General features: G+C 65.3%; 13 protein-coding genes. 9 read left to right on the top strand and 4 right to left on the bottom strand.

Annotation, left to right across the window (positions count from 1 at the left end; translation table 11 throughout):
• Window positions 1-130: 130 nt before the first annotated feature.
• The 4 genes from CAG29_RS04445 to CAG29_RS04430 form a co-directional block, all read right to left on the bottom strand.
• Complete coding sequence (locus CAG29_RS04445; RefSeq protein WP_085580315.1) at window positions 131-976, bottom strand: cache domain-containing protein; 846 nt, start codon at window positions 974-976, stop codon at window positions 131-133.
• A gap of 136 nt (window positions 977-1,112) precedes the next feature.
• Complete coding sequence (locus CAG29_RS04440; RefSeq protein WP_170930263.1) at window positions 1,113-1,991, bottom strand: ATPase; 879 nt, start codon at window positions 1,989-1,991, stop codon at window positions 1,113-1,115.
• 110 nt (window positions 1,992-2,101) lie between these two features.
• A complete protein-coding gene (locus CAG29_RS04435; protein WP_085580313.1) occupies window positions 2,102-3,094 on the bottom strand; it encodes an NAD(P)-dependent oxidoreductase in 993 nt (330 codons plus the stop codon).
• Between the two features lie 54 nt (window positions 3,095-3,148).
• Window positions 3,149-4,042 carry a LysR family transcriptional regulator ArgP gene (locus CAG29_RS04430; protein ID WP_085580311.1) on the bottom strand — a complete coding sequence of 298 codons (894 nt, stop codon included), beginning with the start codon at window positions 4,040-4,042 and terminating at the stop codon, window positions 3,149-3,151.
• A gap of 96 nt (window positions 4,043-4,138) precedes the next feature.
• On the opposite strand from CAG29_RS04430, the gene CAG29_RS04425 reads away from it, so the two are divergent.
• The 9 genes from CAG29_RS04425 (at window position 4,139) to CAG29_RS04385 (ending at window position 14,922) form a co-directional block, all read left to right on the top strand.
• On the top strand, window positions 4,139-4,540 hold the full coding sequence (locus CAG29_RS04425; RefSeq protein WP_085693901.1) for an ACT domain-containing protein: 402 nt from the start codon (window positions 4,139-4,141) through the stop codon (window positions 4,538-4,540).
• Between the two features lie 6 nt (window positions 4,541-4,546).
• Window positions 4,547-5,149, top strand: a complete 603-nt coding sequence (locus CAG29_RS04420; RefSeq protein WP_085580307.1) for a LysE/ArgO family amino acid transporter — start codon at window positions 4,547-4,549, stop codon at window positions 5,147-5,149.
• Window positions 5,150-5,325: 176 nt separating this feature from the next.
• On the top strand, window positions 5,326-5,922 hold the full coding sequence (locus CAG29_RS04415; RefSeq protein ID WP_008022038.1) for a superoxide dismutase: 597 nt from the start codon (window positions 5,326-5,328) through the stop codon (window positions 5,920-5,922).
• Window positions 5,923-6,271: 349 nt separating this feature from the next.
• Window positions 6,272-8,323 (top strand): bifunctional diguanylate cyclase/phosphodiesterase, encoded by a 2,052-nt coding sequence (locus tag CAG29_RS04410; protein ID WP_085580305.1) that lies wholly within the window; start codon window positions 6,272-6,274, stop codon window positions 8,321-8,323.
• A gap of 177 nt (window positions 8,324-8,500) precedes the next feature.
• On the top strand, window positions 8,501-9,847 hold the full coding sequence (locus CAG29_RS04405; protein WP_085580303.1) for an imelysin family protein: 1,347 nt from the start codon (window positions 8,501-8,503) through the stop codon (window positions 9,845-9,847).
• A gap of 146 nt (window positions 9,848-9,993) precedes the next feature.
• A complete protein-coding gene (locus CAG29_RS04400) occupies window positions 9,994-11,421 on the top strand; it encodes a di-heme oxidoredictase family protein (protein ID WP_085693900.1) in 1,428 nt (475 codons plus the stop codon).
• Between the two features lie 26 nt (window positions 11,422-11,447).
• Complete coding sequence (locus CAG29_RS04395; protein ID WP_085580299.1) at window positions 11,448-12,512, top strand: imelysin family protein; 1,065 nt, start codon at window positions 11,448-11,450, stop codon at window positions 12,510-12,512.
• A gap of 14 nt (window positions 12,513-12,526) precedes the next feature.
• On the top strand, window positions 12,527-13,627 hold the full coding sequence (locus CAG29_RS04390) for a DUF1513 domain-containing protein (protein ID WP_085693899.1): 1,101 nt from the start codon (window positions 12,527-12,529) through the stop codon (window positions 13,625-13,627).
• A 146-nt stretch (window positions 13,628-13,773) separates the two neighbouring features.
• Window positions 13,774-14,922, top strand: coding sequence for an efflux RND transporter periplasmic adaptor subunit (locus CAG29_RS04385; RefSeq protein ID WP_085693898.1), 1,149 nt, complete (start codon window positions 13,774-13,776; stop codon window positions 14,920-14,922).
• Window positions 14,923-14,925 lie beyond the last annotated feature (3 nt).

Genomic DNA, 14,925 nt, shown 5'->3' with positions numbered 1-14,925 from the left:
GCCTGACCTGCGGTGACTTGACTGACGTCATCGCCAGCAGGCTAGCTCCCACAGATTCCTCGGCGCCGCCGATCCCTGAGGGAGCCAGTCTGCTGGCGATAGCGTCAGTGGGGGCGCCGCGGCCACCCGCTCAAGGGCTGTAGTAACCCACCGCCACCAGATACGGCCCGACCTTCTTAAGGTAAGCGTGCTTGTCCTCGACCTTGCCGGTCACCGGGTTCTTCCAGCGGTATTCGTATTCGCCTTCGTCCTGCTTGCCGATCAGGGCCAGGATCGGTTCGCCCACCGGTTTGCCTTCCGGATCCTTGACCTTGGCGAAGTCGGTGTTGATCAACCGCAGGTTGGTGCCGTGGGCGACATAGCGTCGGTTGTCCAGGTTGACCACGAACACGTACAGGTCATCCTGCAGGTAGCCGCCCTTGAGCGAATTGATCGCCGTCAGCGTGCCTTTCTCGTTCTGCGCAAGGTCCGTGGCGGCCTTGTCGAGCAGGGCCTGGGCTTGCTGCGCCGAAGCCCTGGGCAGGTAATAGCCGACCGCCAGGATCCTTTGGCCGATGCGCTGATAGAACACATGCTTGCGCTCGACCTTGCCGTCGCTCCAGTTCTGCCAGCGGTACTCGGCCTGCTGGATGCCGTTGGCCTCCGGTACTTTCAAAGCGTCCTTGAAGGCCTTCTGCAGATCCGGGCCCAGCACTTCGGACACGTCCCGGCCGATCAGCGCCGACGACGGACCGCCGCTGGCGAGCATCACGCCCTGGGTGTCGACCACGAACACGTAACGGTCCTTGTCGACGAACTCGCCTTGACGGCTGAAGGCCGCAAACGCCTTGTCCCCGTGGTCGTGGTAATAGGCCAGGGCCTTTTCCAGCAAGGCCTTCGCAGCCTGGCCGTCATCCTTCGGCGCGGCGGCGCCGGCCTGACCGACGCCCAACAGCAGCACCGCGCCGAACCAGGCCAGCCTGTGCAGTATCCCCATGACGCGTCCCCCGTTCTTGTTGGTGTTTCAAGAGCGTAGACGGGTTGGGCCCATGCACGGACATTCACAATCGTTCTGGATGTTGCGGGACGCTTGTGGCGAGGGAACGACCTCCCTCGCCACAAAGAAGCGCCTGTCAGGGCCGGGCGTTGATCTGCTGCTGCAGGTTCTGGATCTGCGCCTGAAGGGTGTTGAGGTTGCGGGTCATCTGCCCGCGGAAGGCGTCGAACTCGGCGGTGTTGCCGCCACCCTGCCCGCCGGCCGGACGGTTGTCCTGCTGGCTCTTGAGCACGACGATATCCTGCTCCAGACGGTCGATGGCCGCGCTCGGGTTGCCCTGCTTCTTCAGGGCCGTGATGTCGGCGCCGAGGCTCTTGAACTGGGCGTCGAACCCCTTGATCTGGGCATCGAGGCCTTTTAGCTGGGCATCGACCCTGCCGGTGTCGGCCGGTGCGCTCTTGACTGCGGCCAACTCGCTGCCCAAGGCTTTGACCTGGGCCTGCAATTGGGCATTGGCGTTCTGCTGCTCGGTTGCCTGGGCGCTGATCTGCGCCAGGCGCTTGTCCAGGTCCGTGGCCTGGCCGGCCACGCCCTGCTGCTGACGGCCCTGATCCTGCAGCCGGTTTTCAAGTTGCTTGATCTGCAGCTTCAGGGCTTCGCTGTCGGTGGTGACGTTAGTCTGGCTGGCGACGACCTTGCCGGAAATGTCCTGCAGGCGTCCCGCCGCTTCCTCGCTGATGCGGGCGAAGCTTTCCTGGGTGGCCACCAGTTGCTGCTCCATCAGCGAAATCTGCTGGAAGCTCCACCAGGCCAGGCCGATGAAAGCGAAAAACAGCGCGCCGACCAGCGCCCACAGCGGGCCGGTGCTGGCGGCCTTGACCTTGACCGCCTGCGGCGAGCGCGAATGCACGGAGGTGCGGGCGGTGGCCGGAAAGTCGTCGTCATCGAGGGTGTCGGCGCGCAGGCTCGGCACATCGTCGAAATCGTCGTCGTGGACATCGTTACGCATGGACATTGAGGCAACCTTTGTGAAACGCGGTAATAGCAGATTGCTGCGCAGTATAACCCCCGCAGCCGCAGGGATTGACCCTCAACCCGCAGCGCGGTTCAGTGCCGCCCGTGACGTCAGCGGATGTCCTGGGCCTTCCACCAGGTGCAGAACTCATCGAGGGCGGTCCACAGGCTGACTTTCGGATCGTAGTCCAGATAATGCCGGGCGCGGCTGATGTCGAGGGTGAAATTTTTGTTCATCACCTGCATGCCCAGGCGCGACAGCGTGGGCTCCGGGCGCCCCGGCCACAGCTTGCAGACGCCCTCGTTGAGCGCCGCCACGCTGTAGGCCAGGCCGTAGGAACGGTACTTGGTGACCTGCGGGACTTCCATCTTGCGCATCACGTAATTGACCACGTCCCACAGCGGCACGGGCGTGCCGTTGCTGATGTTGTAGGCCTTGCCCAGCGCGGAGCCGGCGGCCAGCAGGCTGCTGAGCAGGGCTTCGTTGAGGTTCTGCACGCTGGTGAAGTCGACCTTGTTCAGGCCGTTGCCGATGATCGCCAGGCGGCCCTTGCGCTGCATGTTCAACAGACGTGGAAAGATGCTCATGTCGCCGGCGCCGGTCACGAAGCGCGGGCGCAGGGCGATGGTTTCGAGGCCGAATTCCTGGGCGCCGAACACTTTCTGCTCGGCCAGGAACTTGGTCGCGGCATAGGGGTGCCGCAAGCGCTTGGGCACTTGCTCTTCGGTCAGCCCGAGATGGTCGCGCCCGTCGAAATAGATCGAGGGCGAGGACAGGTGCACCAGGCGCCGCACCCGCTGCTTGAGACAGGCCTCGACCACGTTTTCGGTGACCTGCACGTTGCCCTGGTGGAAATCCTGGTAGCGCCCCCACAGTCCGACAGAGCCTGCGCAATGCACCACGGCTTCGACGTCGGCGCACAGTTCGCGCACCAGTTCAGGATCGTTCAGGTCGCCCTGGACGAATTCGGCGCCCCGGCGCACCAGATGCTCGACGCCTTCGGCCCGGCGGCCGTTGACCCGCACGTCCAGGCCCTGCTCCAGGGCGAACCGCGCAAAGCGCCCGCCGATGAAGCCGCTTGCGCCGGTGACCAGAATTTTCATGTAGAGCTCCGCTGTCTTTCGTTTTGCCTGATTCGTGTGTCTTGACGCTGCCCGTCAGCCCGACGGCACCAGCCATTTGGGCGACGAGCGCACCAGTTGATCGGTCAGAAGCCCGAGCAACTGCCCGCCGTTGCGCCAATGATGCCAGTACAACGGCACATCGATCGGTTTATCCGGCAACAGTTCGCGCAATGTGCCGCGCTCCAGTTGCTCGCGTACTTGCAGTTCCGGCACCAGCCCCCAGCCCAGGCCCGCCTCGGTCAGGCGGATGAAGCCTTCGGACGAGGGGCACAAATGATGCTCGAAACCGCCGTCCACGCCGAGGGACGCGAGGTAACGGTGCTGCAGGAAATCGTCCGGGCCGAACACCAGCGCCGGGGTGCGCGGCAATTGCTCGGCGCGCACGCCGTCCGGGAAGTGGCGCTCGATGAACGCCGGGCTGGCCAGCGCACGGTAGCGCATCGCACCGAGCAGCACACTGCGGGCGCCCGCCACGGGCCGTTCGCTGGCGCACACGCAGGCCGCCACTTCCCCGGCGCGCATGCGCTTGAGGCCGACGGTCTGGTCCTCCACCACCAGGTCCAGCAACAGATGCTGCTCGGCGCAGAAGTCGCCGACCGCCTCGGCCCACCAGGTGGCCAGGCTGTCGGCGTTCAGGGCGATGCGCAGGCGTTCCGGCAGGCCTTCTTCGTCCAGCGCCGGCACCAGGCTCTGCAGGTCGCGCTCCAGCAAACGTACCTGCTGCACATGGTTGAGCAGGCGCCGGCCGATCTCCGTCGGCGAGGGCGGCGTGCCGCGCACCAGCACCGGCTGCCCGACCCGGGCCTCCAGCAGTTTGATCCGTTGGGAAATCGCCGACTGGGACAGGCCCAGCACCTGGGCCGCCCGTTCGAATCCGGCCTGTTCCACCACCGCCGCCAACGCAGAAAGCAATTTGTAGTCGAACATCAGTTTTCCTAATGAGCGATCAGCACTATTGGTTTTTCTTATACAGCGTCAGCCGGGAGAATAGCCAGCACGCACTCTTTATCAAGGATCCTTTCCATGGCGGGCGAAACCTCGTTGACCACCCTGCTGCGCAGCATGAGCCCGCAGCTCAACCCCGGCGAATACGTGTTCTGCACCCTGCGCGACGGCCGCTTGCCCAGCGACCTGGAGATCGTCGGCAGTTTCCGCGAGCAGGAAGGCCTGACGGTGATCCTGGAACGTTCCCACGCGGTGCGGGCCGGTTTGAGCTTCGACTACGTCGCCGCGTGGATCACCCTCAACGTGCACTCGGCGCTCGAAGCCGTCGGCCTCACCGCTGCCTTCTCCACGGCGCTGGGCAAGGCCGGCATCAGCTGCAACGTGATCGCCGGCTATTACCACGACCATTTGTTCGTCGGCCAGGCCGACGCCGAGCGCGCCATGCAGACCCTGCGCGACCTCGCAGCCAACGCGGAGTGACCCGATATGTGGCAAAGCTATGTGAACGGCCTGCTGGTGGCCTTCGGCCTGATCATGGCGATCGGCACCCAGAACGCCTTCGTGCTCGCCCAGAGCCTGCGGCGTGAGCATCACCTGCCGGTGGCGGCGCTGTGCGTGGCCTGCGATGCCATCCTGGTGGCCGCCGGCGTGTTCGGCCTGGCCACGATCCTGGCGCAGAACCCGACGCTGCTCGCCGTCGCCCGCTGGGGCGGCGCAACCTTCCTGATCTGGTACGGCAGCCAGGCGCTGCGCCGGGCCTGTTCGAAACAGAGCCTGCAACAGGGCGAGAACCAGACCGTGCGTTCGCTGCGGGCGGTAATGCTCAGCGCGCTGGCGGTGACGCTGCTCAACCCCCACGTCTACTTGGACACGGTGCTGCTGATCGGCTCCCTCGGCGCCCAGCAATCGGTGCCGGGCGCTTACGTGGTCGGCGCCGCCAGCGCTTCGCTGCTGTGGTTCTTCGCCCTGGCGCTGGGCGCGGCATGGCTGGCGCCGTGGCTGGCGCGGCCCGGCACCTGGCGGATCCTCGACCTGACGGTGGCGGTCATGATGTTCGCGGTGGCGGGACAACTGATCCTGGCTTCGTGATTTATAGCGAAAGGCTCTGGAACCTCTATCCCACACAGTTGTTGCGTGGTTAAGCCGCACCCCCGGTGCTATGATCCGAACCCTGCGCCGCAAAGAGTAAAAACTCGCCGGTGCATTTCCGGCCGCCCGTGATCGGCCTTGCGCTCACCGCAACAGACCTGATTAGGAGAATCATCATGGCTTTCGAATTGCCGCCGCTGCCTTACGCCCACGATGCCCTGCAGCCGCACATTTCCAAGGAAACCCTGGAGTTCCACCACGACAAGCACCACAACACCTACGTCGTGAACCTGAACAACCTGGTGCCGGGCACCGAGTTCGAAGGCAAGACCCTGGAAGAGATCGTCAAGACTTCCTCGGGCGGCATCTTCAACAACGCAGCCCAGGTCTGGAACCACACCTTCTACTGGAACTGCCTGGCACCAAACGCCGGCGGTCAACCGACCGGCGCACTGGCCGAAGCGATCAACGCCGCTTTCGGTTCGTTCGACAAGTTCAAGGAAGAGTTCAGCAAGACCTCGATCGGCACCTTCGGCTCCGGCTGGGGCTGGCTGGTGAAGAAGGCTGACGGTTCCCTGGCCCTGGCCAGCACCATCGGCGCCGGCAACCCGCTGACCAACGGCGACACCCCGCTGCTGACCTGCGACGTCTGGGAACACGCCTACTACATCGACTACCGCAACCTGCGTCCCAAGTACGTCGAGGCGTTCTGGAACCTGGTCAACTGGAAGTTCGTGGCCGAGCAGTTCGAAGGCAAGACCTTCACCGCTTAAGCTGCACGCCAGACAGAAAGAACCCGGCCACGGCCGGGTTTTTTTATGCCTGCAACGGGCACTGCGTCACAGCCGGTGCCGTTTCCCGCCATGAAACCCGCCCCTGCCCCCTTGCCCCGAAGCCACGGAGGACTAACATCAGACAGAGGAAAATTTGTACCGCCGTTCCTCAAGTTGGAGGTCGTACCAACCGACACAGTGTCACTAGGGCAAAGACTCCAGACGGCAGCATTCCGGCCAAGCCCACGGACAAATGTCCCGCGGCCCGATTGTCCCTTTGACTGCCAACAACGGATTGCCAATACTCATGGCAACTTGACGCTACCCGCACGGAACAAGGAATAACCCTTTGAAGCTGGAACTCAAGAACAGCTTGTCGGTGAAGTTGCTCCGGGTCGTGCTTCTGTCGGCATTGATCGTCGGCGTGGTCTTGAGCTGCGCGCAGATCGTCTTCGATGCCTATAAGACACGCCAGGCCGTCGCCGGCGATGCCGAGCGCATCCTCGACATGTTCCGCGATCCTTCCACCCAGGCGGTCTACAGCCTGGACAAGGAGATGGGCATGCAGGTGATCGAAGGCCTGTTCCAGGACGATGCCGTGCGTCAGGCGTCCATCGGCCATCCCAACGAAGCCATGCTCGCGCAGAAGTCCCGGGAACTGCAGCAGTCCAACAGCCGCTGGCTGACCGACCTGATCCTCGGCCAGGAACGCACGTTCACCACCCAACTGGTGGGACGCGGGCCCTACAGCGAGTACTACGGCGACCTGAGCATCACCCTCGACACCGCCACCTACGGCCAGGGCTTCATCGTCAGTTCAGTGATCATCTTCATTTCCGGCGTGCTGCGCGCCCTCGCCATGGGCCTGGTGCTGTACCTGGTCTATCACTGGCTGCTGACCAAGCCGCTGTCGCGGATCATCGAGCACCTGACCGAAATCAACCCCGACCGCCCCAGCGAACACAAGATCCCGCAGCTCAAGGGCCACGAGAAGAACGAACTGGGCATCTGGATCAACACCGCCAACCAGTTGCTCGAATCCATCGAACGCAACACCCACCTGCGCCACGAAGCGGAAAACAGCCTGTTGCGCATGGCCCAGTACGACTTCCTCACCGGCCTGCCGAACCGCCAGCAACTGCAGCAGCAACTGGACAAGATCCTCGTCGACGCCGGCAAGCTGCAGCGCCGGGTCGCGGTGCTGTGCGTAGGCCTGGACGACTTCAAGGGCATCAACGAGCAGTTCAGCTACCAGACCGGCGACCAGTTGCTGCTGGCCCTGGCCGACCGCCTGCGCGGCCACAGCGGACGCCTCGGCGCCCTCGCCCGCCTGGGCGGCGACCAGTTCGCCCTGGTGCAGGCCGACATCGAGCAGCCCTACGAGGCGGCGGAGCTGGCGCAAAGCATCCTCGACGACCTCGAAGCGCCGTTCGCCCTCGACCATCAGGAAATCCGCCTGCGGGCGACCATCGGCATCACCCTGTTCCCCGAGGACGGCGACAGCACCGAGAAGCTGCTGCAGAAAGCCGAGCAGACCATGACCCTGGCCAAGACCCGCTCGCGCAACCGCTATCAGTTCTACATCGCCAGCGTCGACAGCGAAATGCGCCGGCGCCGCGAACTGGAAAAGGACCTGCGCGACGCCTTGCTGCGCGGCCAGTTCCACCTCGTCTACCAGCCGCAGATCAGCTACCGCGACCACCGGGTGGTCGGCGTCGAAGCGCTGATCCGCTGGCAGCACCCCGAACACGGGCTGGTGCCGCCGGACCTGTTCATTCCGCTGGCCGAGCAGAACGGCACCATCATCGCCATCGGCGAATGGGTGCTGGACCAGGCCTGCAAGCAGCTGCGCGAATGGCATGACCAGGGCTTCGCCGACCTGCGCATGGCGGTCAACCTGTCCACCGTGCAACTGCACCACGCCGAGCTGCCGCGGGTGGTCAACAACCTGCTGCAGATCTACCGCCTGCCGCCGCGCAGCCTGGAGCTGGAAGTCACCGAGACCGGCCTGATGGAAGACATCAGCACCGCCGCCCAGCACCTGCTGAGCCTGCGCCGCTCCGGGGCGCTGATCGCCATCGACGACTTCGGCACCGGCTACTCCTCGCTGAGCTATCTCAAGAGCCTGCCGCTGGACAAGATCAAGATCGACAAGAGCTTCGTGCAGGACCTGCTGGACGACGACGATGACGCGACCATCGTGCGCGCCATCATCCAGCTGGGCAAAAGCCTGGGCATGCAGGTGATCGCCGAGGGCGTGGAGACCGCCGAGCAGGAGACCTACATCATTTCCGAGGGCTGCCACGAAGGCCAGGGCTACCACTACAGCAAGCCGCTGCCGGCCCGGGAACTGGGCGTCTACCTCAAGCAAGCCCAGCGCAGCAACGCGGCCATCCTCTGAAACCCGGCGCCGAGGCGGCCGTGCCGCCCCCAGCGACAGATCCTGCGAAAACCCTGCGCAAACAAGAAATATTTCCAGTCACGGCCCTTTACACATAATGCGAAAGATTTGCATTATGTCGCAGTTTTGCGCGCGCTCCGCGCCAGTCCACTCAATCACCGAAGCAGGATGTTTGCCATGATTCGTATGCCTCTGGCTACCGCCAGTCTGCTGGCCATCGCTATTTCCCTCGCCGGTTGCGGCGAAGGCAAAGACAAAGAAAAGGCGGCCGCCCAGGCGCCGGTTCCGGCCGCCAGCACTGCCGCCGCTCCTGCTCCGGCCGTCACCGGCAAAGTCGACGAAGCCGCAGGCAAAGCGGTCGTCTCGCACTACGCCGACATCGTCTACGCCGTCTACAGCGATGCCGAATCCACCGCCAAGACCCTGCAGACCGCCATCGACGCCTTCCTGGCCAAGCCGAACGCCGACACCCTCAAAGCCGCCAAGGCCGCCTGGGTCGCCGCCCGCGTGCCTTACCTGCAGAGTGAAGTGTTCCGCTTCGGCAACACCATCATCGACGACTGGGAAGGCCAGGTGAACTCCTGGCCCCTGGACGAAGGCCTGATCGACTACGTCGACAAGTCCTACGAGCACGCTCTGGGCAACCCGGGCGCCACCGCCAACATCATCGCCAACACCGAGATCCAGATCGGCGAAGACAAGGTCGACGTCAAGGACATCACCCCGGAGAAGCTCGCCAGCCTGAACGAGCTGGGCGGCTCCGAAGCCAACGTCGCCACCGGCTACCACGCCATCGAATTCCTGCTGTGGGGCCAGGATCTGAACGGCACCGGCCCGGGCGCCGGCAACCGTCCGGCCTCGGACTACCTGGAAGGCGCCGGCGCCACCGGCGGCCACAATGACCGTCGCCGCGCCTACCTGAAGGCCGTGACCCAACTGCTGGTCAGCGACCTGGAAGAAATGGTCGGCAACTGGAAGCCGAACGTGGCCGACAACTACCGCGCCACCCTGGAAGCCGAACCGGCCGAAGCCGGCCTGCGCAAGATGCTGTTCGGCATGGGCAGCCTGTCCCTCGGCGAACTGGCGGGCGAGCGCATGAAGGTGTCCCTGGAGGCCAACTCTCCTGAAGACGAGCAGGACTGCTTCAGCGACAACACCCACAACTCGCACTTCTACGACGCCAAGGGCGTGCGCAACGTCTACCTGGGCGAGTACACCCGCGTCGACGGCACCAAGATGACCGGCCCGAGCCTGTCGTCCCTGGTGGCCAAGGCCGACCCGGCCGCCGACACCGCCCTGAAGAACGATCTGGCCGCCACCGAAGCCAAGATCCAGGTCATGGTCGATCACGCCAACAAGGGCGAGCACTACGACCAGTTGATCGCCGCCGGCAACACCGCCGGCAACCAGATCGTGCGTGACGCCATCGCATCCCTGGTCAAGCAGACCGGTTCGATCGAGGCCGCCGCCGGCAAACTGGGCATCAGCGACCTGAACCCGGACAACGCCGACCACGAGTTCTGATCCGCGTTGCACGAATGAAAGAGGCGACCTTCGGGTCGCCTTTTTTTGTTTGCCCCACATCAAGCAAACGATAATTCCTCTTATTCAATCCCCCTCGCCCTGTTAGACTTTGCGCCTTCAAAATTGCCGCTGCCGCAGGAAGTCTGATGCCCTCGCTGCCTCTTCGCTTGTCCGCACTGTGTCTGGCCCTGGGCCTGAGTGCCTGCGATGACGCCCCGCGCTTCACCAAGGCCGAACCGGGCGAAGCCCGCTCGGGCGGCAGCGCTACCGTGAACAAGAGCGACCGGAACGCGTTTTCCCTGCCGTCGGCCAACCTGCCGCCGTCGCGCCGGGTGGACTTCAGCGTCGGCAACAGCTTCTTCCGCAGCCCCTGGGTGATCGCGCCGTCGACCACCACCGCCCGCGACGGCCTCGGCCCGCTGTTCAACACCAATGCCTGCCAGGGTTGCCACATCAAGGACGGCCGCGGCCACCCGCCTGCGCCCGACGCGGTCAATGCGGTGTCGATGCTGGTGCGCCTGTCGATCCCCGATGCGCCGGAATTCGCCAAGGTCATCGAACAGACCGGCGTGGTGCCGGAGCCGGTCTACGGCGGCCAGTTCCAGGACATGGCCGTGCCCGGCGTCGCGCCGGAAGGCAAGGTGCGGGTCGAATACACCCCGGTGCCGGTGCGCTTTGCGGACGGCACCGAAGTCGAACTGCAGCAGCCCGTCCTGCAGCTCACCCAACTCGGCTACGGCCCGATGCACCCCGACACCCGCTTCTCGGCCCGGGTCGCCCCGCCGATGATCGGTCTCGGCCTGCTCGAAGCGATCCCCGAGGACGCGATCCTCGCCAACGCCGCCGCCCAGGCCAAAGAAGGCAACGGCATCAGCGGCCGGCCGAACCGGGTCTGGGACGACGCGCAGCAAAAGACCGTCCTGGGCCGCTTCGGCTGGAAAGCCGGGCAACCGAGCCTCAATCAACAAAACGTTCACGCGTTCTCGGGTGACATGGGCCTCACCACTAGCCTGAGACCCTTCGATGACTGCACCGACGCGCAAGCCGCCTGCAAACAGGCGCCGAACGGCAACGGCCCGGACGGCGAGCCGGAAGTCAGCGACAACATCCTGCGCCTGGTGCTGTTCTACAGCCGCAACCTGGCCGTCCCGGCGCGGCGCGGCGTCGACGACCCGCAAGTGCTGGCCGGCAAGAGCCTGTTCTTCCAGGCCGGCTGCCAGTCCTGCCACACGCCCAAGTACACCACCGCTGCCGATGCGGCGGAACCTGAGCTGGCCAATCAGGTGATCCGCCCCTACAGCGATCTGCTGCTGCATGACATGGGCGAAGGCCTGGCCGACCACCGTACCGAATTCCAAGCCAGCGGCCGCGAATGGCGCACCCCGCCGCTGTGGGGCATCGGCCTGACGCAGACGGTCAGCGGCCACACCCGGTTCCTGCACGACGGCCGCGCCCGCGACCTGCTCGAAGCCGTGCTCTGGCACGGCGGCGAAGCGCAGAAGGCGCAGCAACAGGTTTTGTCTTTCAACGCCGAGCAGCGCGCCGCGCTGCTGGCGTTTCTGAACTCACTTTAAACACTTAAAAGAATCGGGAGCCCGACATGTTCCGTCCCAAGCTGTTGTTCACCAGCCTTGCCGCCCTGGCCCTGGGCGCGTGCTCGCCGCAGGATCCGCAAGCGGTCACTTCGGCGGCCATCGCCAAATCGGTGATCCTGCCGACCTACACCCGCTGGGTCGAGGCCGACAAGCAACTCGCCATCAGCGCCCTCGCCTACTGCCAGGGCAAAGAGACCCTGGACACCGCCCGCGCCGACTTCCTCCACGCGCAGAAGGCCTGGGCCGAGCTGCAGCCGCTGCTGATCGGCCCGCTGGCCGAGGGCAACCGCGCATGGCAGGTGCAGTTCTGGCCGGACAAGAAGAACCTCGTCGGCCGCCAGGTCGAGCAGCTCGTCGCCGCCCAGCCGCAGATCGACGCCGCCGCCCTGGCCAAGTCCAGCGTCGTGGTGCAGGGCCTGTCGGCCTACGAGTACATCCTGTTCGACAGCAAGCCTGACGTGGCCGACGCCGCCCAGAAAGCCAAGTACTGCCCGCTGCTGGTGGCCATCGGCGAGCGCCAGAAGCAACTGGCCGAAGAGATCCTGCAGACCTGGAACAACACCGACGGCATGCTCGCGCAGATGAGCAAGTTCCCCAACCAGCGCTACGCCGACTCCCACGAAGCGATCGCCGATCTGCTGCGGGTGCAGGTCACCGCCCTCGACACCCTGAAGAAAAAGCTCGGCACGCCGATGGGCCGCCAGACCAAGGGTGTGCCGCAGCCGTTCCAGGCCGATGCGTGGCGCAGCCAGTCGTCGCTGACGGCGATGGAAGCCAGCCTCGCCGCCGCCAAGACCGTCTGGGAAGGCGTCGACAACAAAGGCCTGCGCGGCCTGTTGCCGGCCGAGCAGAAGCCGTTGGCGGACAAGATCGACGCCGCCTACGCCGCCTCGCTCAAGCTGTTCGGCAGCACCCAGCGCTCGCTGACCGAAATGCTCGGCGACGACGCCGGCCGCCAGCAGCTCAACGACATCTACGACAGCCTCAACGTCGTCCACCGCCTGCACGAAGGCGAGCTGGCCAAGGCGCTGGGCATCCAACTGGGCTTCAACGCCAACGACGGTGACTGATGAGGGCACGTGCCATGCTGCGACGCCAGGCTCTGACTTTAGGTAGTTTGCTGCTGGGAGCAGTGACGCTGGGCGGCTGGACGCTGTTCAAACGCAAGGAGCAAAGCCCGCTGCTGCTGTCGGCCCGGGACGACGCCGACGGCCGCCACTACGCCGTCGGCTACCGCCTGGACGGCACCCGGCTGTTCGCCACCGAAGTCGGCCAGCGCTGCCACGACATCATCAACCACCCGACGCTGCCGATCGCGCTGTTCGTCGCCCGCCGCCCGGGCACCGAGAGCTACCTGATCGACCTGCACGACGGTGCATTGCTGCAGACCGTGACCTCGCAGCCGAACCGGCATTTCTACGGCCACGCGGTGATCCACCACAGCGGCGACTACCTCTACGCCACCGAAAACGACACCACCGACCCGGGCCGCGGCCTGTTGGGGGTGTACCGGTTCGAGGGCGAACGGCTGGTGCACAGCGGCGAGATCTCCACCCATGGCCTGGGGCCGCATCAGGTGTCCTGGATGCCCGACGGCGAAACCCTGGTGGTGGCCAACGGCGGCATCCGCACCGAGGCCGAAAGCCGGGTGGACATGAACCTCGACGCCATGGAGCCGAGCCTGGTGCTGATGCGCCGCGACGGCACGCTGCTGAGCAAGGAAACCCTCGCCCAGCAAATGAACAGCGTGCGTCACCTGGGCATCGCCAGCGACGGCACCATCGTCGCCGGCCAGCAGTTCATGGGCCCCTCGCAGGAGCGCTCGGAACTGTTGGCGATCAAGCGTCCGGGCCAGCCGTTCGTGGCGTTCCCGGTGCCGGACCACCAGTTGCAGTCCATGGGACATTACACCGCCAGCGTCGCCGTGCACAGCGACTTGCGGCTGGTGGCGCTGACCGCCCCGCGCGGCAACCGCTTCTTCATCTGGGACCTGGACAGCGGCGAGGTGCGCCTCGACGCGCCGCTGCCGGACTGCGCCGGGGTCGGCGCGGTGAAGGACGGCTTCGTCGTGACCTCGGGTCAGGGACGCTGCCGCTACTACGATTGCCGCCAGGACGAACTCCTGGCCAAACCGCTGGATCTGCCCGCGGGGCTCTGGGACAACCATCTGCACCTGATGGCATGAAGCCTGCCGCCGCCGGCCCCGCCGGCGGCGCTTCCCCGTTGTCTCCTCTCCCCTCATACCCTGTAAAAACTGGCAGTTGGAATCCCTGCCGGACTCGGAGTAATGTGCCCGCCTGTCTCGCCTGATTTTCTCCAAGGAACTGGAATATGCTGCGTCGCCGCATGCTGAAGATGTTGGGTGTCGTACTGCTGATCGTCCTGGCGCTGGCCGGCTACAAGGCCTTCACCATCTACACGATGATCCAGGGTTTCGCCAAGCCGAAACCGCCGATCAGCGTCGCCGTCGCCACCGCCGCCGAGCGCCCGTGGCAGATGCGCCTGCCCACCGTCGGCACGCTCAAGGCGCTGCAGGGCGTCGAACTGAGGCTGGAGACCAACGGCACCGTCACCGAGCTCAAGTTCGAGTCCGGGCAGAAGGTCAAGGCCGGACAGCCGCTGCTGCAGCTCGACAGCGCGGTGGAGTCCGCCCTGCTCGAAACCGCCAAGGCCGATCTGGGCCTGGCGCAGCTGGACTTCGGCCGCGGCAGCCAGCTGGTCGGCAGCAGCGCCATCTCCAAGGGCGAATACGACCGGCTCTCGGCGCAACTGCAAAAGAACAAGGCCACGGTCAACCAGCTCAACGCGGCGCTGGCGAAGAAACGCATCGCCGCGCCGTTCAGCGGCACCATCGGCATCCGCCAGGTCGACGTCGGCGACTACCTCGCCAGCGGCACCAAGATCGCCACCCTGCAGGACCTGAGCAGCCTCTACGCCGACTTCTATGTCCCGGAGCAGTCGGCACCGAAGCTGGCCCTCGGCCAACCGGTGCAGATCGCGGTCGCGGCGTTTCCCGGCCAGACCTTCCCCGGCACCATCAGCGCGATCAATCCGATCGTGGAAAGCACCACCCGCAACATCCTCGTGCGCGCCACCCTGGCCAACCCCGACGGCAAGCTGCTGCCGGGCATGTTCACCAGCGTCGAGGTGCTGTTGCCGGATCCGCAGAAGCACGTGGTGGTGCCGGAGAGCGCGGTCACCTACACCCTCTACGGCAACTCGCTGTACGTGGTCGGGCAGAAGAAGGCCGAGGACGGCAGCGTCGAGAAGGACGACAAAGGCCAGCCCGTGCTGATCGCCGAACGGCGGTTCATCGAGACCGGCGAACGCCGTGACGGCCTGGTGATGATCAACAAGGGCGTGCAGAGCGGCGAACAGGTGGTGACGGCCGGCCAGATCAAACTGGACAACGGTTCCCACATCGCCATCAGCGACGACAAGACCCTCGGCGAGCAGAACAGTCCGCGCCGCGCCGACTGATCA

This window comes from Pseudomonas sp. B7(2017) (assembly GCF_002112745.1).
GTDB lineage: Bacteria > Pseudomonadota > Gammaproteobacteria > Pseudomonadales > Pseudomonadaceae > Aquipseudomonas > Aquipseudomonas ekonensis.
The sequence above is the reverse complement of the archived record's forward strand: the minus strand, read 5'-3'. Positions and strand labels throughout refer to the sequence as shown.

Bases quoted from the DNA above. Each gene is read 5' to 3' on its own strand.
- CAG29_RS04405 (WP_085580303.1), top strand. From the start codon at position 8,501: ATGATTCGTATGCCTCTGGCTACCGCCAGTCTGCTGGCCATCGCTATT.
- CAG29_RS04425 (WP_085693901.1), top strand. From the start codon at position 4,139: ATGGCGGGCGAAACCTCGTTGACCACCCTGCTGCGCAGCATGAGCCCG.
- CAG29_RS04435 (WP_085580313.1), bottom strand. From the start codon at position 3,094: ATGAAAATTCTGGTCACCGGCGCAAGCGGCTTCATCGGCGGGCGCTTT.
- CAG29_RS04430 (WP_085580311.1), bottom strand. From the start codon at position 4,042: ATGTTCGACTACAAATTGCTTTCTGCGTTGGCGGCGGTGGTGGAACAG.
- CAG29_RS04420 (WP_085580307.1), top strand. From the start codon at position 4,547: ATGTGGCAAAGCTATGTGAACGGCCTGCTGGTGGCCTTCGGCCTGATC.
- CAG29_RS04385 (WP_085693898.1), top strand. From the start codon at position 13,774: ATGCTGCGTCGCCGCATGCTGAAGATGTTGGGTGTCGTACTGCTGATC.
- CAG29_RS04395 (WP_085580299.1), top strand. From the start codon at position 11,448: ATGTTCCGTCCCAAGCTGTTGTTCACCAGCCTTGCCGCCCTGGCCCTG.
- CAG29_RS04390 (WP_085693899.1), top strand. From the start codon at position 12,527: ATGCTGCGACGCCAGGCTCTGACTTTAGGTAGTTTGCTGCTGGGAGCA.
- CAG29_RS04400 (WP_085693900.1), top strand. From the start codon at position 9,994: ATGCCCTCGCTGCCTCTTCGCTTGTCCGCACTGTGTCTGGCCCTGGGC.
- CAG29_RS04445 (WP_085580315.1), bottom strand. From the start codon at position 976: ATGGGGATACTGCACAGGCTGGCCTGGTTCGGCGCGGTGCTGCTGTTG.
- CAG29_RS04440 (WP_170930263.1), bottom strand. From the start codon at position 1,991: ATGTCCATGCGTAACGATGTCCACGACGACGATTTCGACGATGTGCCG.
- CAG29_RS04415 (WP_008022038.1), top strand. From the start codon at position 5,326: ATGGCTTTCGAATTGCCGCCGCTGCCTTACGCCCACGATGCCCTGCAG.